The sequence below is a fragment of the Flocculibacter collagenilyticus genome, assembly GCF_016469335.1.
Lineage (GTDB): Bacteria > Pseudomonadota > Gammaproteobacteria > Enterobacterales > Alteromonadaceae > Flocculibacter > Flocculibacter collagenilyticus.
In genome coordinates this window covers 1,691,530-1,714,972 of record NZ_CP059888.1, presented here as the reverse complement: position 1 = coordinate 1,714,972, position 23,443 = coordinate 1,691,530, and the positions used below count along the sequence as shown (strand labels likewise).

Here is a 23,443-nt window from a genome sequence, read left to right as displayed (position 1 = left end):
ATATAACCATACAACTGCACACACCATTCATTGTATTTGGGATAGTGCTTAATTGAGCATGACAATTACAACAATAGCTAGCACATAAAATAAAGCGCCAATAATATATTTCAGTGTTAAGGCTTTACTCGATTTTGTTTTTAGCTCTTTAAATTCTTCATAACCGTGTATTTTAGATTTATACAAGCCAAAACTAACAACGCGCAAAATAATTGAGCCAGTTACATAAAACAAAAAATCAAATGCTAGCACGGTAAATAAGCTTGGGATAAATTCCAATAATATACCCATATTAATCTCCATTTATTTGAAACAATGCGTTTCAACAGCGTATAAACTGTAATAGATTCAACAACAACTAACAAGTTTGAACTGTAACTGAATCTGTCAATTACACCGCATATTCCATTGTGCCTTTTACCGTTTTATTTAACGTGTTATTTAAACTCAAAACTTAATACTGGCTTAATATCACTTTTGATTTTTGGTGTGCAAACAATCATTCGGCTTGAGCTAATATCGGTATCTTCAATAACTGCATCAATAAAATGATACGCTCGTTGCAGTCCTAGCTCTCTTAATTCGTCCTTTTGCTCATCATCTAGTTTGCCTTCATTGATGTTTGAATTGTTGCCTAAGTCGGAAGTAGACACAATTGGGCAAACTTGTGCTTGTAGCTTTTTCTTTTTCTGCATTAATGCACGAAACTCATCGACGAATGCTTGTTGCTCATCTTCATCAATAATAACTTGTGCGGGTTTATAGGCTAAGTCGTTTACAGTAACTTTTAATAGGTGATCGCTAGCCATTAATGCTACAGAAATAACATTGGCATAAGGTACAAAGGTTTGCATTAAATAACTTTTGGTGCTCTCCATGACGGCTTTTTTAGTCACTAAGCCAATAAAACTCGACATACCAAAACTTGGTGATGATAAATCACCGCTGAGTGGAATTTCTAGTTCCAGATTTCCTCGTTTGTCTGCAAGTTGAGCCAGCGCCATATTAAAAGGCATTGCGCTATTTTCAGTAACGATGTTGGTTTGTTGATCTTCTACTGCATCAAACTGCATACCGCGCAGCGCGACGATTGCTTCGCCATCTAACTGCCCTTTTTTGGTTACTAGGTTAATGTTTAAATCAATTTCACCTGTTTTAACATCAAACCCTAATGCTTTGCTTAAGTAACCTGAAAGTGAGTTAAGCGCTAATTCTTTTATTTCTCCATCAATGTTAAAAGAGTCGGTTGACTGCAAGCTAGGCGTGCTTGCTGAAATGTTAAAACGACTGTATTTACCAGCTGTACCACTGGTTATTAATGTAATTGGTTGAGGGGTTGCAATAGTGCTTAAGTGTTCAACTTGCAGCGTATTAATATTAAATATTTTATTGAATGTTGGGCTTACAGAGCGGTCTTTAATATGCAGCGCATACTTATCTAATAATCTTATTTTACCCACAAACACCGTAAGCTCGTTGTTATTATTCTCGTTTTTAGCGGTAACAACGTCAGGCTCGGCTACTTGCTGTGCTTGGTTTTCATCACGTTTGGGTGCATTCTTATTTAACGCGGTATCTTTAGACGTCGCTTTAGCTTCAAGCGCAGTGCTACTTGATGTGGTGTTGTCTGAGATAGTGCTGTTTGAGATAGTACTGTCTGAGATAGTATCGCCTGAAGTAATGGCGTCCGAAGCACTAGTATCAACAGCATCGTTTGCCGAGTTATCTTGCTTAGCCGATTTCGCATTACTAAATGCAATAAGCGTAGAGAGCTGTTGTTCTTTATCTAAAAATAAATTGGTTTGTGCGTCCGACAATGCAACATCTTCAATCGATAAGCTGTTTTCCACAAAATTAATATTCTCTATTGATAATGTGTTTAATTTTAACAATGCGGGGGTGGTTTTTGGATCAACAACGGTTGTCGCTTGTGCTAACTGCTGTTTTTGCTCATCAGAATCGTTAGTACTTTTCTTTTCATTTAGCTGTTGTTCGCTTAAAGCCTGCCCTTCCTCTTTTTTGCTACCAAGTTTAGTTAGGCTTTTTACTAAATTAGGTAATTTTTCTGCTAAGCCCTTTTTGGTTACTTTAGGCAATTCGTTGGTATTTGATTGTTGCTGGCTAAGTTGATTCTGTTTTGAAATGTGGCTGGCTGTTTGCGACGCAATTAGCCCTTCAACTATAATTTTTGCCGACGAGACGGTAGGTTGTTCACGCATTACAAATTGCGTGCTAGGAATATTGATACTGTTCCACTTAGCAATTAAGTCACCTGTGTTTTTTAATAGTGCTAAACCTTCTTGAGTGGTGAGTGCAATTTCGCTGTGTAAAATTTGCAGTTTCTCATTTTCGAACTGCGTATTTAAACTCTCAACATTAATCGAAGCATTCGCAAGCTGTAACCCATAATCTGAATTTGTAGATTGCTCTTTAAATGAAGTGTCTAAATTTACAACATCAAACTTTCCACGACTTAATTCTGCTGTAATAATGTCTTTCTTTTTATTTACAACAAGATACGCCTTACTAGACAACAATCCTTGAAGCGTAAATGGTTGCTCTAATAAATAGGGCTTAAGTGTATTAAAGTCTAAGTCGAATTGTTTAATGTCGATTTCAGCGGTTAGCTCCTCCCCTCTTTGAGCAAGCTTTATATCCATATCAATCGGATTTTTTTCAACCAAGGCTTTTAAATTTATCGTACCGCTAAACTTTGTTTGTTCGTTTAAAATACTTAACGAAAATTTACTTACCTCAAATGCATCTATCGAGATATTGTTCGTTCTGCCGTCTTTAATGATGCGAATATCAACATCGTCGAACAATAATTTTGAAAGATGAAAACGCCATTCATTGATGAATGAAGGAGTAGGCGTTTCCTCAATAGGTTCTTTTTCCGTTGCAGTGGGTATTTGATAACCCGCAATTAACCAATGGGAAGTGGGCTCAATATCAGTTTCGTCTGCTGTTGTATCTATAACCTCGCTAATATCTTCTTTTATCTCGATAATACTATCCGACAAGTTTATCTGTTCTATTACCAAGCGTTTATTTAGCAGCTCTTGCGCTAATATCGCTGCATTAAAGTTGGTTATTTTTAAATAAGGTTTATCTTGATCAGGCCCTGTTGCATTTAATGGCGTAATTTTGATTTGTTTTGCCGACAGCTCCAAGGTAATAGGGTTTAACCGTAACTCTTTTACGTCTAATTGTAAGTTTTGTTGCGATAGATGATCGTCTGCAAAATAAACCACTAAGGAAGGGGTAATGGCAGTCAATAAAATCAGAAATACACAAAGCGAGAGGAAAATGGCAACTAATAGTCTACGAAACATAAATCGGATAAAACCTTTATTATTGTATTTGAAGAAAACGAGAAGTTAGGCTGTGTTAACCTAATAGCCACTCAACCAAAAATATTAACCCCATCTAAACATAAATTTGCCCCAAAAATCCAGTTTGAGGCAATTTAAATCAAATACTTACAACCTGATGAGCAAATTTAACTCAGCTTTACTCAGGCGAGTGGAAGTCTTGTAACAGCTCTATGTGCTCTGCCACCTCTACATGGTTATCAAAATAGGCAACGTGGAACATGGCATCGCCTTCTTGTACTAATGGAATATTTTGTTTACCAATTATGATGCCTTCATATTTAGACTTAACTTCATCTAATTTATTACCAAATGCATCGCCAATTTCTGCTAGTACTTGTCCTTTATCAACCCTATCTCCCAAGTGCTTCTTATCGAGCACTAACCCGCTAGTGCCGGCACGAATCCATTGGCTAGAATCAGCAATGAATGGGTCGGTAGGTACTTTTTTGGAACGCTTTGTAATCATACCAAGGTGAGCCAATACATGCTTGACGCCTTTTACACCTGCACGAATGGAAAATTCATCAAAACGCAGTGCTTCTCCTGCTTCATACAATAAAATCTTTGTGCCTGATTCCAGCGCTGATTGGCGTAACGAGCCATCTCTTAAGTCTGAATTTAGCAATACTGGCACACCAAATTCTTTTGCCATTGCTAACGTTTCATCATCTTTTAAATTTGCTCGTATTTGAGGCAAATTACTACGATGGATTGCACCTGTGTGTAAGTCGATACCGTAATCACACTTCTCAACTATTTCTTTTAAGAAGAAATTAGCCAACCTGCCCGCTAAAGAACCTTTGCCAGATCCCGGAAAGCTTCTATTTAGATCACGTCTATCTGGTAAATAACGGCTTTGGTTTAACACACCGTATACATTCACCATAGGCACAGCAATCAGCGTGCCTTTTAATCGTTTTATCGATTTAGATTGAATAATTCGCCTAACAATTTCAATGCCGTTAAGCTCGTCACCGTGGATTGCTGCACTTATAAAAAAGACAGGCCCTGGTTTTTTACCCCTGACCACGTGCAACGGAATAGATACTTCAGTATCGGTATACGTTTTGGCTACAGGTAACTTAACCTGTTTCGTTTCACCAACTTTAAATGTATGACCAGCAATGACGAGATCATCAGTCATTATTATCCCTTACCTTTAGTTTTATTCTTGTTAGGTTTAGCATTCTTTTCTAAAAACTCACATACCATGCCTGCTACATCTTTACCTGTTGACGTTTCAATACCTTCTAAGCCTGGAGATGAATTAACTTCCATTACCACAGGACCGCGAGACGAACGTAAAATATCAACACCGCAGAAATTCAGCCCCATCACCTTAGCAGCATTCACTGCTGTGGCCCGCTCTTCTTTTGTTAGCCTTACAATTTCAGCCGTACCACCACGGTGTAAATTAGAACGGAACTCACCCTCAGCTGCTTGTCGTTTCATCGCGGCAACCACTTTTTCACCAACAACCAAACAACGAATATCGGCACCACCCGCTTCTTTAATGTACTCTTGAACCAAGATGTTTGCACTTAGCCCCATAAAAGCCTCAATAATACTTTCGGCCGCTTTTGCAGTATCCGCAAGTACTACACCAATTCCTTGTGTTCCCTCAAGTAGCTTAATCACTACAGGTGCGCCACCCACATTTTTTATTAAATCTTTAACGTTATCTGGCTCGTTTGCAAAACCTGTACGCGGTAAGCCAACTCCTTTTCTCGACAACAATTGCATAGAGCGTAACTTATCGCGCGAACGGCTAATCGCAACAGACTCATTAATGCTGAAAGTACCCATCATTTCAAATTGACGCACAACAGACGTACCGTAAAAAGTTACCGATGCACCAATGCGAGGAATAATCGCGTCATATTTTGGTAGTGCCTCACCTTTATACCTAACCGTTGGTTTACTACTCGTTATATCCATGTAGCAATGAAGTGTGTCAATAACATCTACTTCATGGCCTCGTTCTTTCGCAGCCTCAACTAAGCGCTTTGTAGAATATAAATTTTTATTACGGGATAAAATTGCGATTTTCATTTTAGATCCTTTATAGTTAGCTAATTTTGGCCTACTATATACAACGCTTATTAGAAAAGATAAACAAATATATATCATACGCTTAATAATAGCGGCACTATTGAGTGTGACGTGTTTTAGATGGAATGCAAATGAAAAAAATAAATTCTAAATTATTAGTTGGTGCGCTTGAGCATTGCGATTTACCACTACTAAATATTGAACATTTAGACACTCGTATCGATACTGGCGCTGCCACATCTTCCTTACATGTTGATAACATTACCGAATTTTTTAAAGAACAAAGACGCTGGATATCATTTGATATTCACCCTGATGTTCATAATGTTTCACAGGTTGAAAGAAGAGAAGCAGAAGTTCTTACTGAAAAGACCATAAAAAGCTCTAACGGCCAAATTGAACACCGCTACACCATTTTGACAGATATTGTAATTGGCGAAGAAAAATGGGAAATCCAAGTAACACTCACCGACCGCTCCAGCATGAGTTATTTAATGTTACTTGGTAGAGAAGCCATGATTGGCCGTTTAGTGGTAGATCCTGAGTTGGAGTTTGTGCAGGATTGATTTACCAGTACATTATTTGATGATGTGATACCCGATTTCGTTTTATTTAAATGCTAGTATCAAAATTAAGCTCAAGTATTTTATAGTGCCTTCTAATCGCCTCCACGATATGATGGCTACTTGAGCAATTTATCTATCACAAATCTTAATCAGCATTTGTTTCTTAGTGACAACACTGCCCTAAACACCATAATGCTTATTAACAGGTAGGTCGCGAATTCGCATACCACCAGCATCTACAATGGCATTGGTAATACTTGGCGCTACGGGTGGAACGCCGGGCTCACCCACACCCGTTGGTACTTGCTTGCTGGGCATTAGTTCTATATGAATATCAGGGCATTGATTCATTCTTAAGATAGGATAGTCGTGGAAGTTTGATTGGGTTACACGTCCATCTTTTACCGATATTTCTCCCATAAGTGCAGCACTTAAGCCGAAAATCATTGCGCCTTCCATTTGTGAATGTACCCGATCAGGATTAACCATTTGCCCTACATCGCTAACACAATGCATCTCCAGCACTGTAACTTGGTTATTTTCCAATCTGACTTTTGAGGCAACGGCAACATAAGAGTAAAAGCTATAATGTACCGACACGCCCCATCCTTCTCCCTTTTTGTTGTTTTGACTAAAGCCTGATGTTTTGATGGCTTTATCGAGTACTTTTTTGATTCTATTTTTATCTAGCGGATAGTCTTTATTATTGTATTTAAACCCTTCTGCATTTGGGTCAAAGTCATCACTACCTAATAACTCTATCCATGTTTGTTGGGGCGGTTGCTTTTTATAGCGCGCAATTTCATCTACGAAACTACCTAAACCAAAAGCATGTTGAATATTAGAGACAGATCTTAACCAGCCAATACGAATGTGTGCTGGTGCTTCACATTTCTCGCATTGTAAGTTCTGTACACCGATTGGTGTATTGCCAAAACCTAGCCCCAATTCGAAGTCTGCTGGCATATTTGCGCCTTGCTCAAATGTACTGGCTATAGACGGGAATGCTGTTCGCTGCAACCACGCTGTTACATCGTTATTTTGGTTTAAGCCCGCTTTGTAATATTGCGCACTGATAGAGTGATAATAATCGTGCTGAATGTCGTCTTCTCGAGACCATACAACTTTAACAGGGCGCTTCAATTGCATCGCTAATCGAGCAGCTTCAACCGAAAAGTCATGTTTAGACTTTCGACCAAACCCACCACCCAATAAAGTAATGTTGATCACGATATTTTCTGGTTCTAAACCTAATTTACCTGCAATGAATTCTTGTACACCTTGTGGGTTTTGCGTACATGCCCATATTTCTAACTTCTTGCCATCAAAGTTCGCCGTTGCCATGGGCGGCTCCATAGTCGCATGTGCTAAATAGGGAGCCGTATAAGTGGCGTCGATAGTATTGGCTGCTTGCGATAGCGCTTCCTTCACATCCCCTTTGCTTCTGCTTACCTTTCCAGCGGCCTGCGCATTTTTGGTAATAATGTTTAAATACTCATCTGAACTATGTTTGGCGTTATCGGCTATTGGGTTTTCCCATTTTATATTTAATTTTTTGACTCCTTCCATTGCGCTCCATGTGTTATTGGCGACAACAGCCACTCCGGCAACCGAGTTAAATAACGGTGCACCTTCATAATTTGGCATTTCAATTACATGGCTAACGCCTGCCACTTTCATGGCTTCTTTTTTATCAAAAGAAGCCACAGCCCCTCCTGTTACAGGTGTTCGCGCAATAGAAGCGTAAAGCATATTTGGTAACTGTACATCCACGCCAAACTGCGTATTGCCGCTGGTAATGTTTGGTAAATCAACAATTTTTATTGGCTTACCAATATATTTAAATTTAGATTCATTTTTTAAAATTATTTGCTCAGACTTTGGCATAGGTAACTTAGCAGCCGTTTCTGCAAGTTCGCCAAAGCTAAAACGTTTGCCTGTTGGCCTGTGTTTAACAACGTGGTTACTTGCTTCGCACTCATCAACATGCACCTGCCATTGATTAGCTGCCGCTTGTTCCAGCATATGTCTTGCGACCGCACCCATCTCTCGCATTTTTGTATAAAATCGTCTTACACTGCGCGAACCATCGGTATTTTGGCTACCGAACGCTTTATTGCTTTGCCCTTGAATAATTTTTACTTTTTGCCAATCTGCCTCCATTTCATCAGCCACAATTTGCGGTAAACCAGTTCTGATGCCTTGCCCCATTTCTGAACGATGAGCAATAATATAAACCGTATTGTCGGGGCTGATCTGGATAAATAAATTAAGTTTATGCAACGAGTCATATTGCTCTGCCCATGCTGGCATCCAACTAGGTAATCCTACTCCTAATACCAGCCCACCCGTGGTTATTCCTGTTGCTTTTAAAAAGTTTCTACGACTAATATTTTGAACTTTATGTTTATTATTCATTTTCAATCATCCTAGTCGCGTTAATTAACGTTCCGCAATAACGGGCGATAAGTCTTGTTTTATTTCAATTTGATTTGCATGTTTTGCGGCTGTTTTAATGGCTGCTTTAATTCTGGGATATGTACCACAGCGACATAAGTTACCACTCATAGCTTGATTTATTTGTTCGTCAGTAGGTGATTGATGCTCGCTAAGTAAGCCTGCTGCCGTCATTAACTGCCCCGACTGGCAATAACCACACTGGGGTACGTTATGCTCATGCCAAGCAAGCTGTAATGGGTGATCGTTATGTTTAGATAAGCCTTCGATGGTGGTGATTTTCGATTTTAGCGCGGCATTAACAGGCGTTATACATGAACGTGTTGGCTTTCCATCTAAGTGAACCGTACAAGCCCCACATAAACCTTTACCACAACCAAACTTAGTGCCCGTCAGCTTCGCTATATCTCGAATAGCCCACAACAGCGGCATCTGTGGATTTACGTCTAAATCATATTTTTTGCCATTTATCGTTAGTTTGACCATAGCGATTCCTAATATATTATAAGTGCGCAGTTTCAATATTTTGGGCACGTTGCCACTGTATTAGCTGTTCTGGTGTATCAATATCTATTCCCGCATTGGGCATTGATATTTGCCGTTTTGATTCACTGTTCATCAGTACGCGTTTTGCGCCAACATCTTGATTTAACGTTTGTAATTGCTCAAAGTAACTCGCAGGAAAAATGGCTGGTACTCCACATTGAGAATTATAAAATGCACAATGAATTCTGGTTGGCGCTGCCTGCCAAGAAGTAATTAGCCGCTTTATGTCTTGTGTTGTAATAGCAACTTGATCAGCCAACAATATTAAGACGCCATCAATTGTCGCGACGCTTTTCACTTTCCTTGGTAGTAATTTTTTATGCCAACTGCCTTGTTTTCTAGTCTCTTCACGCTGATAGTAATCACAAATTAACTTTATTCCAGTAGCCAATGAACACCCCAAGCCTTGTTGCCAGTACTTGTTTTCAATAATATTTACATCTTGCGGTAAGTGTTCTGTAACAAGGTTTTTGTAGGCCCCCACCACAACATGCACATTACTTGGCGTATTTTTTCTGGCAATGCTTACGCTATGAGATAGCATGGGCTCGTTGTTTAATATCGCAACTTGCTTGGCACTACCAAAACGGGACGCTTGTCCTGCTGCTAAAATCAATGTGGCCAAATTTTTAAGTGGCCGCTGAGATGATTTGTTCTTTTTTTTGATAATCAATTTTTGCATAACATCTTCCTTTGTACGCTGGTTATTCCTTATGCCTTTCAAGTTTTTCTTTTGCCGCTACATGCTTAGTAGTGCTATATTTTCGTGCGTGTTTATTTTCAATCTCTGCATGTGCCTTAGATAAAATAGCTAGCGCGATAGACTCGGGTAATTCAGCACCTATGTCATAACCTGCAGGTCCGTCAATTAATACTGGGAGGAACGCTGACGCTTTAATACCGTACTCAGTATTTAGCTGGTCAAGTATTTTTTCTTTACGATGAAATGGTCCTAATAAACCAATATACGCAAGTTTAGAAGGTGGTAATGACGATGGAGATGTAGGTGGTAACGTTAAAAGTTTTTCAGCAAGTGTAAAAAGCGCGTTCACATCCATATCAACATTGTGGTGCATTATGACTGTCGCGCTTACATTGTGCCACCATATATCGGGCAACTCTTCTGCACTTAATAGGCAATCTGCTTGTTTAAAGTAATGTCGCCGAGCATAGCTCGTTCGCTTATCAATAACCGTGACATGCCAACCAAGCACATTTGCCATATCGCACAATGGTATTGCATCTTTTCCACCGCCAAAGATAACCAGTTTAGGGTTAGGCTGTACTTCGCTTGAAAAGACGAGTTCATCGGCGCTGTTTAATAATGTTTCTTGGTTTGACACAGCATCAGTATGGCTATCGGCTGAGGTTTCGCCAGTAGGCTGGTAACGAGTATGTTCATCCGCTTTAACATACGGTACAACATAATTAGTATGGTTTAGAACATGTTGATAGTAACGCACCGCTACACTATTACATAAATACTCATACACTATATTGAGCTGTAGATATTGGTTTTCTACGTGTACTGGTTGCAACAATATATCGACTATCCCACCACAACCAACACCTAAAGCCCACGCACTGTCTTCATCGTTCGCCATGTCATAACGAATCGTACGGCTGGCGTTTTCATCTATAACAGTTTTTGCATTAAGTAAAATATCGGCCTCTAAACAGCCTCCACTTAACATGCCTTTATATTGCCCTAAACTGTTAATTAGCATACGGGCACCGGGCTTGCGATAAGATGAACCTTCAATGTTAACAATGGTTGCTAACACCCATTGCAATTCATCTTTATTTGGAAACCACCATTGGAGAATATTCTGAAATCGATTACTCATTTATTATTCTTATTAATTTGAGCGTTAGGTAATGAGTATGGAAAGTACTTTATAATCAGTAACTTTCCAGCATAACTAATACAGCGCTGTAATTTCTTATAAGAATAATAGTAGACTAATTTTTAAGCAGGTAAATACCTTAATTGGACAATCTTTTATTTAAAAGTGGGGCATGTTAAAGATATTAAGCAGGGATTAGGTTTCAAATTCAGCTGACATCTTTTCAATTACATCCAAAGAAACACCATGGGTATTTCGTTGTGCATATATTTCTAATGCCACACGGCTTGATGTTTCTCCTATTATGATGACATCTAAGTCATAATCTAATGCAAGAGCTGCTTGTTTATACGCCTCAAATTCCCACTTTTTAATGTTTGTGTTGTCACAAATAACTAATGGGGCACCGTCAGCGAGTGCTTTTATAAAATTGGCAATATTTAAATTATGATATTTAGGTAACAAGCTTTGATCAAAAGCATATTTGCCATTGTTTACAAAAAATGCGTCGGTACTGCACACCTTTGCAAGGTGCTGTTGGCTTTTCGGCAGCCGTTCAGTGATTAATTGTGACACTGTGGTGCTTTTACCACTGCCCGGTAAACCACGCAAAATAACAGCTTGCTTGATATTAGTCATATGCCTAATCTCATTATTCACACTAAAATGCTTAACATAGTCGCAACCGACACTAAAAATAGCAGCATAAAGTTATATCTGAAATGATCTTGTTTGCGCCTTAATCGCTTCTTGTTGTAATACATACTTAATAAACTTAAGCAGCTACACACCACAAGCAAACCAAACAAAATATCTTTAAGTGATAACACCCAATGTTCACGAACACTAATACCCCAGTACTTTAGTAACCCATACTCTAATTCAGGCCGGGCATAATGAAACACTATTAATGCTGCAACAAATACAGCCCAGCTAAGTAATGACAACCAATTAAGCGCTGTATTAGCGCCCTCTTTACTTTGGCGTCTGTCTTTTCCACTCCAACTCATATCAGCTCAAAAAACATTATAAAACTCTTTATAAGTTTGCATGAGTTTAATGAATTACACCAGTAACTTGATACAGTGAAAATAGCGATAGTAAATATAATGAAGTTAAGGCCATATTAGCTTTGACTCACGCCCGTAGCAGCAGTAATATTACCCGCTCAAAGTTATTTGCTAAAACGATTCAGGCACGCCCTCGTTTTAGTCATATTCAATCCCCCTATTAAAAGGTTATTAAGAGGAAGTTTCAAATAATGTCGCATACAGCTGTGGTAGACGCATTAGCAGGTAAAGTTGCTATCGGTGAAAAGATAACAGTAAAAGGATGGATTCGCACACGTCGCGATTCAAAAGCTGGGATCTCTTTTCTAAATATTCATGACGGATCGTGCTTTGATCCAATTCAAGCTGTAGCACCTAATTCTCTTAATAATTACGAGTCAGAAGTTATTAAACTAACCACTGGTTGTTCTGTTTCTGTTGACGGTACCATCGTTAAGTCTGAAGGAGCTGGTCAAGCATACGAAATTCAAGTGGAAAGCGTTACCGTACTGGGTTGGGTAGAAAACCCTGATACATACCCAATGGCGGCAAAACGCCATTCAATCGAATACCTTCGTGAGCATGCGCACCTTCGTCCGCGCACAAATATCATGGGCGCGGTAACACGTGTTAGAAACTGCTTATCACAAGCCATCCATCGTTTTTTACACGAAAACGGCTACAACTGGATCAGCACACCAATCATTACAGCCAGTGACTGTGAAGGCGCTGGTGAGATGTTCCGTGTGAGCACGTTAGATTTAGCGAACTTGCCAATGGATGACAAGGGCAACGTGGATTACGGTCAAGACTTCTTCGGTAAAGAAGCCTTCTTAACAGTTTCTGGCCAATTAAACGTTGAAACCTATTGTTGTGCTTTGTCTAAAGTTTATACGTTTGGTCCAACTTTCCGCGCTGAAAACTCTAATACAAGTAGGCACTTAGCTGAGTTCTGGATGATAGAACCAGAAATCGCATTTGCTGATTTAAGTGACGCTGCAACCTTAGCCGAACAAATGCTTAAGTATGTATGTAAAGCCGTATTAGAAGAACGTGCGGACGACATGGCATTTTTCGCTCAACGCGTTGACAAAGATGCAATTAACCGCCTTGAAAAGCTAACATCACAAGACTTTGTACGCATGGACTACACTGATGCTATCGAAATCTTACAAAATTGTGGTAAGAAATTTGAATTCCCTGTTACATGGGGTATCGACTTATCTTCAGAACACGAACGTTACTTAGCTGAAGAACGTGTTGGCGCACCTATTGTATTAATGAACTACCCGAAAGATATTAAAGCATTCTACATGCGCATGAATGAAGACGGAAAAACAGTTGCTGCAATGGATGTTTTAGCACCGGGTATAGGTGAAATTATTGGTGGTAGCCAACGTGAAGAACGTTTAGATGTGTTAGATGCACGGTTAGAGGAAATGGGCTTAGATCGCGAAGATTACAGCTGGTATCGTGACCTTCGCCGTTACGGCACAGTGCCACATTCAGGCTTTGGTTTAGGATTTGAGCGCTTAGTGTCTTACGTAACAGGTGTAAGTAATGTACGTGACGTAATTGCATTCCCACGTGCGCCAGGTACAGCAAATTACTAATTAATTAATCCTGTAGAGTTTGTTGCTTATATAATTAGCAAAAAATACGGTTAATGAAATTAAAAAAAAGAGGCTTATAAATTAGGCCTCTTTTTTATTGTGAGTGATGACGTTATTAAAAGTATGTTCAGAACAAACATACTCATAAAAACAGCATGAAAGATTACACTTTTTCTAAGCTAATACAGCCCACAGAATAGCCTGCACCAAACGAACACAAAATACCTTTATCACCCGACTCAAAACCTTGCTTGTACTTGTGGAAGGCAATAACCGAACCTGCAGACGCAGTATTTGCGTACTCATCCAACACTAATGGCGCTTCATCATTTTCAGCTGGTCTGCCTAATAATTTTTTAACTGCAAACGTATTCATATTGATATTAGCTTGGTGTAACCACATACGTTTGATGTCTTCCACTGGCAATGCCTGCTCTTGAAGGTGACCACCAATAACGTCTATTACAATAGGTAATAACTCTTTAAATACTTTACGCCCTTCTTGATGAAAATATGGTGTTTCAGCAGGCACTGACCCATGCAAATAATCGGTATAGCTATAATTACAGCGAATATTATTTGAAAACTGTGTGGTTTGCTTATTACCTAACACTCTAAACGCATTTTCAGTATGTGCCGTTTCTTCTTTTTCAATAATTGTTGCTGTACACACATCACCAAAAATAAAGTGACTGTCTCTGTTTCTGAAATTTAAATTTGGCGACGTGAATTCAGGGTTTACAACTAAAGCAACGTTTGCATTACCCGTTTTTACTGCATTAATCGCGTTAATAATACCGAAAGTTGCAGATGAGCAAGCTACATTCATATCATAGGCGTAACCTTTTGCACCTAAATAATGCTGAATTTCAACCGCCAATGCAGGATATGGGCGTTGCATATTTGAAGCGGCAACAATAACTAGATCAATTTCTTCAGGCTTTTTATTAGCTTGTGCTAGCGCTTCTTTTGCCGCGCTTAATGCCATTTCAACCATTTCAGGCATTTCTTCAGCGGCACGTTTATCAAAAATTGGTTGCATTACATTAGGGTCACACACACCATCTTTATACATTAAATAACGTGACTTAATACCCGATGCTTTTTCAATAAATTCAGAACTAGAATGTTGCATCGGCGATACTGTGCCAGCTTCAATATCAGCAGCGTTTTCAGCATTAAATTTATCAACATATTGATTGTAGCTTGCTACAAGTTCATCGTTAGATACAGTATGAGGAGGCGTAAATAATCCTGTGCCCGAAATTACAACATTTGTCATTGCGACTACCTATAAGAAAAACAGGCGCATATTATCGGGCTTTAAGGGGTAAATAATCAAGTCTTGAGTAAACATTCAAAGTGGCTATTAACTACAAAGCGGTTTTATTTAGTGATGCTATCATTGCACCTGCTGTAACCAGCATGCCGCCACTTACTTTGTTAAACCCTCTTCGCATCGCTAAAATATATGACAAAAGATTTCAACACTCATTGCTTTTGTACCTTCTTAACTTGCTTCCGAGATTTTTTGTGACTCAACCAGTTCAGTATAAAAGCTATTTTTACTCATGCTTAATTCATGATGAGTACCCTGCTCTACAATTTCACCGTTATTAATAATGAATACCTTATCAGCTTTTGCAATTGTAGAATATCGGTGTGCAATCATAACTGTAGTTCTACCTTGCATGAGATTATCTAATGCACCTTGAACTTGACGTTCACTAACAGAATCTAATGCGCTGGTTGCTTCATCTAAAATGAGAATTTTAGGATCTCTTAACAATGCTCGCGCTATTGCGATACGCTGTTTTTGACCACCAGATAGCTGCACACCACGGTCGCCAACTAACGTGTTATATTGCTCAGGGAAACTCATAATAAAATCATGCGCATTTGCTTTTTTCGCTGCTTGAATCACCTCTTGCTCTGTCGCTGTCTTAGCTTTTGCCCCATAAGCAATGTTATCTAAAATGCTTGTGCAAAATAATGAAGGTTCTTGCTCAACAATTGCAGTGTTACCACGAATAGTATTCACAGTTAAATCGGGGTAACTTTTACCATCAAAAGTAATGCTGCCACTATTTGCTTGATAATAGCCTAACAGCAAACTTGCTATAGTTGATTTTCCTGCCCCTGAAGGCCCAATCAGCGCAACTTTTTCTCCTGGCGCAATGATTAAGCTAATATCCTTTAACGCATATTGTGCTGGCCTTTCTGGGTAACTAAAGGCCACATTATTAAATTGAATTGCCCCTGAGAGCTCATCACTTTTTACATCTACATTTCTTATTTTATTTTTTTCTACATCTGCATCCTCTATTATCTCGAAAATGCGATCGGTGGCTCCCATAGCGCGCATCCAGTCACTCCAAAAGTCACTAATTGCACTAACCGAGCTAGTTAGCATGCCCGCGTAAATCACAAAACTGGTCAATTCACCAATCGTGATTGAACCTTTTGCGATTAAGTTTGCACCAATAAGCAGCGTTATCAGTAAAGTTAAATATAAAATAAAAGACGTAGCACCCTGAAATTTTGCAATAAAAGCGGTATACCCTACATTTGTTTGATAAGCGTTTTCTGTTTCGTCCATATAAAGCGACTTCGCTTTATTTTGCTTATTAAAGGCATGGACTAATTTGATATTTGAAAAATTTTCGTGAGCCACTTTCGAGCACATTGCCTGTATATGCTGAATGTTTTTAGACTTTGTCTGAATTTTATCGCCAACCCACTTTCCCGCATAAAAGCTCGCTGGCACTAAAACCAACAGTGTTATACACATCAAAGGGGAAATCATCACCAACATCACTATGCTGCCAATAAACACAAGTAATGAACGTAACGAAATAGCTAAACCCATAGTCAGTGTATCTTGCAGCATATCGACATCGTTAGATAAGCGATTAGTCAATTCACCGATATTGTGTTTATCGTAAAATGCGATGGGTTGATTAATTAAAGCAAAATGTAGAATTCGTCGAACTTTAGTCACGATGAGCAAGCCAGCAGTCTCAAATAAATAATACCTAAGGGCCGTTGCTACAGAATGAATGATTAACGCCACTAGGGCTGCAATGGCAAAGGTATAGTACCAAGAAGGTTGATGTACCTGCTGAACGTTATCAATAAAATACGAAATGGCCTTTGGGAAAGCAAGTTGTAGTGCAACTGTTAACGCCATGATACACAGCCCTAAAAGTAAGCGCGGAGCAAATTCTTTAACTAAGCCCAAGCGCGAAAAATGAGCACTATTTTTGCCGGCTTTATCATTAATCGCTACCGTATCCGATGCGTTTTCCATTCGTATAATCCCTATTTAGGAGGCCAAACTGATGTCAGCGTCCGTTTTAATATCATTTATCTGCTCAATAAAACCTTGCCAGTTTTCATCACCAATCATCCCAGCAGTTTGTAATTGGGCTTGGTGATCTACAAATATATAAAATGGTGATGCCTGAGAAGGGTTTAATTGTAAGTATGCTTTTTTTGTTACTTTAAGTGTTACCGCTTTTAGCGCACTTTTACCAAGAAATTGTTCTATCTTTCTTGTACGTTCATGCGTAATAAAAAACAGCTTTACACCTGCAACCGGTGCCACTGACAATACAGATTCTAACTCCGCAATTTTAGACTGACACTTAGGGCAGTTACTCATCAAAAATACCAACGCTGTCGCCTGCTTTTGCGAGGTTAAAATTTCAGGCTTTTTACTGCTTAAGTAATAAGCTTGTATATTGGGAAGCTCTTGACCTTCATCGATATTCAGCAGTGGTGGCGTTAAATTAACGTACTTCCTAATAATCTTAAATAGCGTCAAAATAAGTACAAAGTTTAAAATTGCGCTAGCGGTTAACACGATTAAGATAATGCCAATAAACTCATTCGACACGATACGCCCCTTCTGAAAACGTATTCTTCATTACCACTAACTGGCTAAAGTTGATGATAACTAATGTTAAAATCATGGCTACCCCACCAGCAAGAAGCAGCGAAATGGTGTCTAGCTCTGCCACAGCTTGAGGCTGTAATAAAAAATAACCAATACTTACCAACAATAAAATGTTTCTGAGTAAATCCCAGAATGTTAAAGGTTGTGGCGCTTCGCCAAAGCAATGGCAGCTAATAACAGCATTTTGCATAAGCCAATAGATAATTAGCCCAGTAAAAATGACAAATAACGTTAACGCCGCCCACATTAATAAGTAAGGAGATATCAATTTGAAAACTAGCGAACCACCGATTGCCGCTTCACACAAAATAACTATCGGGGCAACAAATTTTACTGCTTTTAGGCTTACTCCTAGCGCTTCAGCAGTTCCAGTAACAAACTGATCAAATACCGAATACTTACCTAACGCCCCAGCAACTAAAACAAAACCTATAAATAGTCTAATAATTTCTAGAAGATAAATGGTCATCACACATCCAGCTCTTTCCATATGGGCATAAAGCCATGACTATTATTTTGTCTTATTTTACATTCGTGTATTGTTGCTAGTAATGCATCATTCCAAGGTTGCTCAATGCTTGTTCGCAAACCACCACCCACTATTTGCTGAAGATGTTCAGAGATTTTCCATGCTATCGTCTCCACTTGTTCATCTGTCACAATATTCAGGCCTAAATGCTGCATTTCCTCTTTTGTAAGAGCAAAACTATGAGAATGGTAACCAAACATTAATTGATTAATAATTTCAATTCTCTGTTCACGGGCTAGGTTTGGTAGTTGAAATGTAAGTAATTCTTCCGCTATTTTCTTTACTTCCTGTGTTGTGCGATAAAAGGCAGTAAGGTTAGGCGGAAATATGCTATTGCATAATAATGAAAGTGATTGCTCTTTCGCCTCTTGGCTATCTACATTAAACCAATCTTCACACATTTTGCCGAATTCTTTAATGTCCATGCTAGACATAGCTGATTCTTGCCCTTCAGCATCTGCGCCGTTTAAATTGGGGTCAATGGGAGAAAATATAGCTAAATCACCGGCAATAATTTCGTTTGCGGCTAACGATAAAATAGTCGCTGAAGACTCGCACTGATATGGCACTATAATACCTAAATGATCGGTAAATTTTCGGAGCAACAGCCCTATACGTCTGGCTGCATTAACAACCCCTCCCCGAGACTGTAACACCACATCTAGCCGTGGTACATGGCCAATCGACCTTAAACAATTGTACAACGTTGGTAACAACTCAATATCCAGATGCGACGCCGACAATACTATAACAGTAGAGTTGCGTTGCCCTTCCAAACACTCTATTTCATGATGTAGTGAAGACATTACACATGCTTGTGATGACATTTTGCTTCCTTAATTAATGTATCAGCTACGGCTTCTAACATCGATAGCTCTGGCACTAGTTGTTCAATATATAAAAACTGGCCATTGGGATTGTTTTCTAAAAATACATACTCCCCTTTTTTGTTAACTAAAATATCTAACGCACTGTAATTTAGCTGATAACTAGCAACAAATTTTAGGCATTTTTCCTGAATATCTTCTGGAAGAGTGATAGCTGAATAACCAATTTCCGCCGACATGTCTCTACTATCGACTTTAGTGCGTTCATCACTTTGCGAGTCAATCTTAGCCGCAAATATTTGTTGGCCAATCACAGTCACTCTCAATTCATATTCTTTATCTACGTAGGCCTGAAAATGACAAGGTAGCTCTTTAACCGACTCTATATTGTCCAGCATGTCTGGCGTGACCATAGTTGTTGGCAAGTTATCGGCAATCACCTCTTCATCTTGTACATTTTCAGCGGCTAAGGTTGGTGTTGATAATGTTTTAAAAATTATGCCACTGGTGCTGCTTTTATTAAGTGATATAACATCATCAGGATAATTCGTTATTAAAGAGTCGGGTACTGTGAAACCAAAGCCGAGCGCACGTTTAAGTTGCTCGCCTTTCCACATCGCTGAGCGCATATTTAACGGGTGACTCATCCAAAAACAGTCCAGCGAATATATCCAACCAAATAAAGTTTGCTCTACTTCTTGCGCTGCAAAAGCACGTTCTTGCGGTGACAAATCGTCACTTAAATACGAATAATCTGCTGGTTTACGCATCCAAACAGCGCTTATGTTTTGTAGTGTGGCGCATTGTCCAGATGGTAAATGAATAATATTTCCACTCATTTCACCATTAATATATGAATGAGTAATTTGATAATCTCGAGGAAATTGATTGAGGTTAATTCTAAAATAAGGGTGTTGTTTTCTATCGATAACCTTAGTAACTAAATCTGCATGAAGATCGTGACTATTTGTTATTATAAGAATGGTGTTGGTCATATCACTTCCAAAGAAAAAGCCTCAACTAACGTGAGGCTTTAAAATAATCTATAACTGGTCTATTAGCACCACATACCTTGGTCATCACCGCCACGACGACGGTCTGCTCTAGTCCAAGGGCCTGAACAGCCAGCAACAGCAACGGTTTCACGCGCTTGCCATTTCTTTTCTTTTGTTTCTTTATTTTTATCAGCAACTTTGAATGCGAATAACTTATTTTCGTTTTGCTTTTTCATTGTAAATTTCCTTCTTTGTTATTAATTTAGATGACTAAACATCTGCTTCCAGCAAAGTACAAAACTACTATCATTGTATGAACAACAGATTTTTATTATGAACATTTGTCCACGATATGAGTACTGCGTGAACACAACTTAACCAAATAAAGCGTCACCGTCCAGCTATGATTTACCATTCAGTTACATTATTATGATCTAGGTTAAATTTTTTTAATAACAAAAAGGAATATCATATAAACTTCTTTTACAGTTCATAGACACAAAAAAAGCCCTGAATTATCAGAGCTTTTATAAAAAAGTAACCATCTAATAATTACAAATCAGTTAATACCTCAACCTTCTTAAAAAGACAGGGAATATGTACGACTTGTAAAAGTTAGAGCGTTAAAAATTGTTGCAAAATTAACAATACATTCCAGTATCGCTACCCCAACGAGATGGACCGCGTGCCCACATACCAGAGCAGCCAGCGGTTGCTACACCATCACGCGCTTGCCATTTCTTAGTTTCTTTAGCGTCTTTTTTTTCTGCTAATTTAAATGCGAATAACTTATTTTCTGTTTGCTTTTTCATTATAGATTTCCTTAAATATGATTAAGATATCCAATTAACTTAAATATGTATCGTACTTCACTGATAGTTTGTTCAGGAAGAAAAGTTAATTGGTATTTAGATGCTAGGCATCTATTTCTGCAATGCACAAAACAGCTATCAAATTCCAGACTGTATTCTGAAGATATACCAACTACAAAATTTAGGTACTGATATAAGTACGTAGCGCATAAAAATTAACCAAGTAATGTTTGAATGTCTACATATTTTTCAATTTTATTACAAAGTACTTATTAATTACTCGTATGTTTACTCGTATCATGAAATTGCCATAATACATTAATAATCTTCCATTCACTGTTTTCATTCTTGTACAAGTGCATGTAATCAATCCACTCGTCGACCGTTAATTTTACAGATGCTACACGGTTATCTATATCTAAAATATCTATATCAACCTTTGGAGATAAAAGAAATTTATCACCTTTTTTACTAATTTCTTGTCTAAACCTCGCCTCATTTGATCCGGTTTAACGTTCTGTTGAGACTCAATGTAATCAAGCACTGCATTTTTTATCATTTTATGATCATCAGCTTTGTCAGCCACAGCTACACAAGAGAAAAATGTAAAAATGATGATAACGACTATCCGATTCATGAAATTCCTTAACTCTGATAGTTTGAGATACATAGCATTAAGATGCGTTACGGTGTAAAAACCTTTTTGCAAAGTAAACCAGAATAGCAATTGGAACAATGAATTGAACGGATACTTGAAATACCCTTTTTATATAAAACCGAATGGATTCTCGTATTTCTTCTTGTGAAATAGCTGGCTTGATAAATTCATAGTCAGACCAACCTATCCAAATACAAGCCCAGAACAAACAAAATAATAACGCATACAAAGCCATTTGCTTCATGTTAGTTACTCCTATAATGTCATCTCAATTTAAATGATAGTTATAATAAATTTGTCTATTAAACAAACAGTACAAGCTCATAAAACTAAATACAATAGGATTTTCATCTACATAAACACTATAACCGTATGTATATGCTGCAATATTCAATTACATCTTGTCCAAATATCCTACAGACATACAGAGTGTTATTATGATTAAGTAAACGCTTATAGGGTTTATATATGGAGATGTGGAAGTGCTCAAAGCGGTGTTTCAGTCCCAATAATTCAATACCTGCAAATAACCTATCGACCCCCTTTAGATCGTAAATACTTAATCATCTTTTCTTGTTTGTGAGTTGTTGCTAGGCGCAACGGTGTTGACCCCTTTTTTGTTACGGCGTTCACCTTAGCGCCGCGAGATATTAATAGCTTAGCTACGTCAACATGCCCTTTGAATGCAGCCCAGTGCAACGGCGTAGCGCCTTCATTGTTATTTAGGTTAGGATCAACTCCAGCATTTAGCAGGGCTTTTACTTCTTCCAAATCGCCACGTTTAGCGGCTTCATGAATAGGTGGTTCATCCCACGGTTTCGGGCCACAACCTGAAATAAAGAACATAGCCATTAATAAGAGCAGTAACGATGTGAGCGAGATAGTGCGCGTATTAGTATTTATATTCATTTAGATGCTCTGATTTAAGTCAATTAAAAATAACATCACTTTACGGCGAGCAATCTAATGCAATATAAGGGGCGTTTTTTTCTTTATTGCCGCTTAAGCTGAAGCCTTCAATATTGGCAATGTAAACTTTATCAATAGTGCCTGACTCTCGAAAACGAATTGCAATTACATCCCACTTTTTCTGCAATTGTAAGAATTCATCGTTATTTCTAATCACTTTCGCACTGACAGCCTCGGACATCGATAAAATATCCGATCGGCTTTTACTACAAGTAATTTGCGCAACAAAAAGATCGGCATCATTCCATTGACTATAACACCCTGTAAAAAAGGTTAACAAAGCGACTATTAGCAGCAACTTATAAAGTAAAAAACGAATTAGGTTGTTCAAATTGCTTTACCTTCAACTATGTGTCAGAAGTATAGTTCAATAAAGCTAATTTGCTATATTTGAAACTCAATGAGATCAATAGCTAAGAGCGCTTTGACCTCAATTTTCATACAAGGCTATTGTTAAGCAGGCAGTGTGATATTTAAGGCAACCTCTTTAGCCGACGGCGCACTGTTATAAAACGGTATAACGCCTAAACAGGGAGCTTCAACCAACGAGTTAAGTGTTTGAATATTTTCATTTAAATTAAGCATGTTAGGGTCAATTTTATTCGCTACCCATCCTACCAATGTTAAGCCTTGTTGCTTAATTTTATCGATGGTTAACAGTGCATGGTTTAAACATCCTAATTTCATGCCGATCACTAACACAACGTCACAGTTTACTGCTGACACAAAGTCACACAAGTATTCAGTATTTCCCTCGTTACAGTTTAACGGTAAAAACCAACCACCAGCACCTTCTGTTAGTAATACATCGGGCGCTTTGTTAACCAACTTCTGGTAATGTGCCAGCAATAATTTATTCGTTATTTCTACGCCCACTGCTTTTGCTGCAATATGCGGGGCAATAGGCGGAGTAAATAAATACGGATTCACCTCTTCGTACGATACAGGCATACTGCTATTTTGTTGTAACGTCCAGCCATCACCATTTACTTCTTTGCCATCAATCACTTCACTACCTGCAGCAACAGGCTTGAAGCCAACTGTTTTTAAACCAAGTTCATTATATTTATGTAATAACGCGTTGGAGATGAGGGTTTTTCCTACATCGGTATCTGTACCTGTAACAAATAATTTTTTCATGATTTTTAATTTTTTAAGTGTTTGAACGTTCTGGCCTAGTTCATTTAA

At 38.4% G+C, this 23,443-nt stretch carries 24 protein-coding genes; 2 read left to right on the top strand and 22 right to left on the bottom strand.

The window, feature by feature from the left end; translation table 11 throughout:
* Window positions 1-48 precede the first annotated feature (48 nt).
* The 4 genes from HUU81_RS07695 to rimK all read right to left on the bottom strand — a co-directional run bounded on the left by HUU81_RS07695 (window position 49) and on the right by rimK (window position 5,429).
* Complete coding sequence (locus tag HUU81_RS07695; protein WP_199611638.1) at window positions 49-291, bottom strand: hypothetical protein; 243 nt, start codon at window positions 289-291, stop codon at window positions 49-51.
* Between the two features lie 146 nt (window positions 292-437).
* The gene (locus HUU81_RS07690; RefSeq protein ID WP_199611637.1) at window positions 438-3,335 is read right to left on the bottom strand and encodes a DUF748 domain-containing protein; all 2,898 of its coding nucleotides are present in this window, start codon (window positions 3,333-3,335) and stop codon (window positions 438-440) included.
* Between the two features lie 178 nt (window positions 3,336-3,513).
* Window positions 3,514-4,521 (bottom strand): succinylglutamate desuccinylase/aspartoacylase family protein, encoded by a 1,008-nt coding sequence (locus tag HUU81_RS07685; RefSeq protein WP_199611636.1) that lies wholly within the window; start codon window positions 4,519-4,521, stop codon window positions 3,514-3,516.
* A gap of 2 nt (window positions 4,522-4,523) precedes the next feature.
* Window positions 4,524-5,429, bottom strand: a complete 906-nt coding sequence (gene rimK / locus HUU81_RS07680; RefSeq protein ID WP_199611635.1) for a 30S ribosomal protein S6--L-glutamate ligase — start codon at window positions 5,427-5,429, stop codon at window positions 4,524-4,526.
* A gap of 131 nt (window positions 5,430-5,560) precedes the next feature.
* On the opposite strand from rimK, the gene HUU81_RS07675 reads away from it, so the two are divergent.
* A complete protein-coding gene (locus HUU81_RS07675) occupies window positions 5,561-5,995 on the top strand; it encodes an ATP-dependent zinc protease family protein (protein WP_199611634.1) in 435 nt (144 codons plus the stop codon).
* Window positions 5,996-6,175: 180 nt separating this feature from the next.
* Here HUU81_RS07675 and HUU81_RS07670 read toward each other — a convergent pair whose 3' ends face one another.
* The 6 genes from HUU81_RS07670 to HUU81_RS07645 all read right to left on the bottom strand — a co-directional run bounded on the left by HUU81_RS07670 (window position 6,176) and on the right by HUU81_RS07645 (window position 11,855).
* Window positions 6,176-8,413, bottom strand: coding sequence for a molybdopterin cofactor-binding domain-containing protein (locus tag HUU81_RS07670; RefSeq protein WP_199611633.1), 2,238 nt, complete (start codon window positions 8,411-8,413; stop codon window positions 6,176-6,178).
* A 24-nt stretch (window positions 8,414-8,437) separates the two neighbouring features.
* Window positions 8,438-8,938: a (2Fe-2S)-binding protein gene (locus HUU81_RS07665; RefSeq protein ID WP_199611632.1), complete on the bottom strand. Its 501-nt coding sequence runs from the start codon at window positions 8,936-8,938 to the stop codon at window positions 8,438-8,440.
* A gap of 16 nt (window positions 8,939-8,954) precedes the next feature.
* A complete protein-coding gene (locus HUU81_RS07660; RefSeq protein ID WP_199611631.1) occupies window positions 8,955-9,680 on the bottom strand; it encodes a nucleotidyltransferase family protein in 726 nt (241 codons plus the stop codon).
* Window positions 9,681-9,702: 22 nt separating this feature from the next.
* The gene (locus tag HUU81_RS07655; RefSeq protein WP_199611630.1) at window positions 9,703-10,845 is read right to left on the bottom strand and encodes an XdhC family protein; all 1,143 of its coding nucleotides are present in this window, start codon (window positions 10,843-10,845) and stop codon (window positions 9,703-9,705) included.
* 195 nt (window positions 10,846-11,040) lie between these two features.
* Entirely contained in the window at window positions 11,041-11,484 is a 444-nt protein-coding gene (locus tag HUU81_RS07650) for an AAA family ATPase (protein WP_233520594.1), read from the bottom strand.
* A 17-nt stretch (window positions 11,485-11,501) separates the two neighbouring features.
* Complete coding sequence (locus HUU81_RS07645; RefSeq protein ID WP_199611629.1) at window positions 11,502-11,855, bottom strand: hypothetical protein; 354 nt, start codon at window positions 11,853-11,855, stop codon at window positions 11,502-11,504.
* A 251-nt stretch (window positions 11,856-12,106) separates the two neighbouring features.
* On the opposite strand from HUU81_RS07645, the gene asnS reads away from it, so the two are divergent.
* Window positions 12,107-13,507: an asparagine--tRNA ligase gene (gene asnS / locus HUU81_RS07640; protein WP_199611628.1), complete on the top strand. Its 1,401-nt coding sequence runs from the start codon at window positions 12,107-12,109 to the stop codon at window positions 13,505-13,507.
* Between the two features lie 163 nt (window positions 13,508-13,670).
* On the opposite strand, the gene HUU81_RS07635 is transcribed toward asnS, so the two are convergent.
* The 12 genes from HUU81_RS07635 to bioD form a co-directional block, all read right to left on the bottom strand.
* Complete coding sequence (locus tag HUU81_RS07635; protein WP_199611627.1) at window positions 13,671-14,789, bottom strand: beta-ketoacyl-ACP synthase III; 1,119 nt, start codon at window positions 14,787-14,789, stop codon at window positions 13,671-13,673.
* Window positions 14,790-15,017: 228 nt separating this feature from the next.
* Window positions 15,018-16,817, bottom strand: a complete 1,800-nt coding sequence (locus tag HUU81_RS07630) for an ABC transporter ATP-binding protein (protein ID WP_199611626.1) — start codon at window positions 16,815-16,817, stop codon at window positions 15,018-15,020.
* Window positions 16,818-16,832: 15 nt separating this feature from the next.
* The gene (locus tag HUU81_RS07625; protein ID WP_199611625.1) at window positions 16,833-17,405 is read right to left on the bottom strand and encodes a hypothetical protein; all 573 of its coding nucleotides are present in this window, start codon (window positions 17,403-17,405) and stop codon (window positions 16,833-16,835) included.
* Window positions 17,395-17,934: a MauE/DoxX family redox-associated membrane protein gene (locus HUU81_RS07620; protein ID WP_199611624.1), complete on the bottom strand. Its 540-nt coding sequence runs from the start codon at window positions 17,932-17,934 to the stop codon at window positions 17,395-17,397. The genes HUU81_RS07625 and HUU81_RS07620 overlap by 11 nt, the downstream gene beginning before the upstream one ends.
* Window positions 17,934-18,821, bottom strand: a complete 888-nt coding sequence (locus HUU81_RS17630; RefSeq protein WP_199611623.1) for an SDH family Clp fold serine proteinase — start codon at window positions 18,819-18,821, stop codon at window positions 17,934-17,936. Before HUU81_RS17630 ends, HUU81_RS07620 begins: the two co-directional genes overlap by 1 nt.
* Window positions 18,800-19,816 (bottom strand): MvdC/MvdD family ATP grasp protein, encoded by a 1,017-nt coding sequence (locus HUU81_RS07610; protein WP_199611622.1) that lies wholly within the window; start codon window positions 19,814-19,816, stop codon window positions 18,800-18,802. The genes HUU81_RS17630 and HUU81_RS07610 overlap by 22 nt, the downstream gene beginning before the upstream one ends.
* A 62-nt stretch (window positions 19,817-19,878) precedes the next feature.
* Complete coding sequence (locus HUU81_RS07605) at window positions 19,879-20,052, bottom strand: hypothetical protein (protein WP_199611621.1); 174 nt, start codon at window positions 20,050-20,052, stop codon at window positions 19,879-19,881.
* A 405-nt stretch (window positions 20,053-20,457) separates the two neighbouring features.
* On the bottom strand, window positions 20,458-20,628 hold the full coding sequence (locus tag HUU81_RS07600; protein ID WP_199611620.1) for a hypothetical protein: 171 nt from the start codon (window positions 20,626-20,628) through the stop codon (window positions 20,458-20,460).
* Between the two features lie 674 nt (window positions 20,629-21,302).
* Complete coding sequence (locus tag HUU81_RS07590) at window positions 21,303-21,530, bottom strand: hypothetical protein (RefSeq protein WP_199611619.1); 228 nt, start codon at window positions 21,528-21,530, stop codon at window positions 21,303-21,305.
* Window positions 21,531-21,817: 287 nt separating this feature from the next.
* The gene (locus HUU81_RS07585) at window positions 21,818-22,195 is read right to left on the bottom strand and encodes an ankyrin repeat domain-containing protein (RefSeq protein WP_199611618.1); all 378 of its coding nucleotides are present in this window, start codon (window positions 22,193-22,195) and stop codon (window positions 21,818-21,820) included.
* Between the two features lie 40 nt (window positions 22,196-22,235).
* Window positions 22,236-22,586: a hypothetical protein gene (locus HUU81_RS07580; RefSeq protein ID WP_199611617.1), complete on the bottom strand. Its 351-nt coding sequence runs from the start codon at window positions 22,584-22,586 to the stop codon at window positions 22,236-22,238.
* Between the two features lie 122 nt (window positions 22,587-22,708).
* Window positions 22,709-23,395 carry a dethiobiotin synthase gene (bioD, locus tag HUU81_RS07575; protein ID WP_199611616.1) on the bottom strand — a complete coding sequence of 229 codons (687 nt, stop codon included), beginning with the start codon at window positions 23,393-23,395 and terminating at the stop codon, window positions 22,709-22,711.
* Between the last annotated feature and the right edge of the window lie 48 nt (window positions 23,396-23,443).

Bases quoted from the DNA above. Each gene is read 5' to 3' on its own strand.
- HUU81_RS07695 (WP_199611638.1), bottom strand. From the start codon at position 291: ATGGGTATATTATTGGAATTTATCCCAAGCTTATTTACCGTGCTAGCA.
- HUU81_RS07690 (WP_199611637.1), bottom strand. From the start codon at position 3,335: ATGTTTCGTAGACTATTAGTTGCCATTTTCCTCTCGCTTTGTGTATTT.
- HUU81_RS07685 (WP_199611636.1), bottom strand. From the start codon at position 4,521: ATGACTGATGATCTCGTCATTGCTGGTCATACATTTAAAGTTGGTGAA.
- rimK (WP_199611635.1), bottom strand. From the start codon at position 5,429: ATGAAAATCGCAATTTTATCCCGTAATAAAAATTTATATTCTACAAAG.
- HUU81_RS07675 (WP_199611634.1), top strand. From the start codon at position 5,561: ATGAAAAAAATAAATTCTAAATTATTAGTTGGTGCGCTTGAGCATTGC.
- HUU81_RS07670 (WP_199611633.1), bottom strand. From the start codon at position 8,413: ATGAATAATAAACATAAAGTTCAAAATATTAGTCGTAGAAACTTTTTA.
- HUU81_RS07665 (WP_199611632.1), bottom strand. From the start codon at position 8,938: ATGGTCAAACTAACGATAAATGGCAAAAAATATGATTTAGACGTAAAT.
- HUU81_RS07660 (WP_199611631.1), bottom strand. From the start codon at position 9,680: ATGCAAAAATTGATTATCAAAAAAAAGAACAAATCATCTCAGCGGCCA.
- HUU81_RS07655 (WP_199611630.1), bottom strand. From the start codon at position 10,845: ATGAGTAATCGATTTCAGAATATTCTCCAATGGTGGTTTCCAAATAAA.
- HUU81_RS07650 (WP_233520594.1), bottom strand. From the start codon at position 11,484: ATGACTAATATCAAGCAAGCTGTTATTTTGCGTGGTTTACCGGGCAGT.
- HUU81_RS07645 (WP_199611629.1), bottom strand. From the start codon at position 11,855: ATGAGTTGGAGTGGAAAAGACAGACGCCAAAGTAAAGAGGGCGCTAAT.
- asnS (WP_199611628.1), top strand. From the start codon at position 12,107: ATGTCGCATACAGCTGTGGTAGACGCATTAGCAGGTAAAGTTGCTATC.
- HUU81_RS07635 (WP_199611627.1), bottom strand. From the start codon at position 14,789: ATGACAAATGTTGTAATTTCGGGCACAGGATTATTTACGCCTCCTCAT.
- HUU81_RS07630 (WP_199611626.1), bottom strand. From the start codon at position 16,817: ATGGAAAACGCATCGGATACGGTAGCGATTAATGATAAAGCCGGCAAA.
- HUU81_RS07620 (WP_199611624.1), bottom strand. From the start codon at position 17,934: ATGACCATTTATCTTCTAGAAATTATTAGACTATTTATAGGTTTTGTT.
- HUU81_RS17630 (WP_199611623.1), bottom strand. From the start codon at position 18,821: ATGTCATCACAAGCATGTGTAATGTCTTCACTACATCATGAAATAGAG.
- HUU81_RS07610 (WP_199611622.1), bottom strand. From the start codon at position 19,816: ATGACCAACACCATTCTTATAATAACAAATAGTCACGATCTTCATGCA.
- HUU81_RS07605 (WP_199611621.1), bottom strand. From the start codon at position 20,052: ATGAAAAAGCAAAACGAAAATAAGTTATTCGCATTCAAAGTTGCTGAT.
- HUU81_RS07600 (WP_199611620.1), bottom strand. From the start codon at position 20,628: ATGAAAAAGCAAACAGAAAATAAGTTATTCGCATTTAAATTAGCAGAA.
- HUU81_RS07590 (WP_199611619.1), bottom strand. From the start codon at position 21,530: ATGAAGCAAATGGCTTTGTATGCGTTATTATTTTGTTTGTTCTGGGCT.
- HUU81_RS07585 (WP_199611618.1), bottom strand. From the start codon at position 22,195: ATGAATATAAATACTAATACGCGCACTATCTCGCTCACATCGTTACTG.
- bioD (WP_199611616.1), bottom strand. From the start codon at position 23,395: ATGAAAAAATTATTTGTTACAGGTACAGATACCGATGTAGGAAAAACC.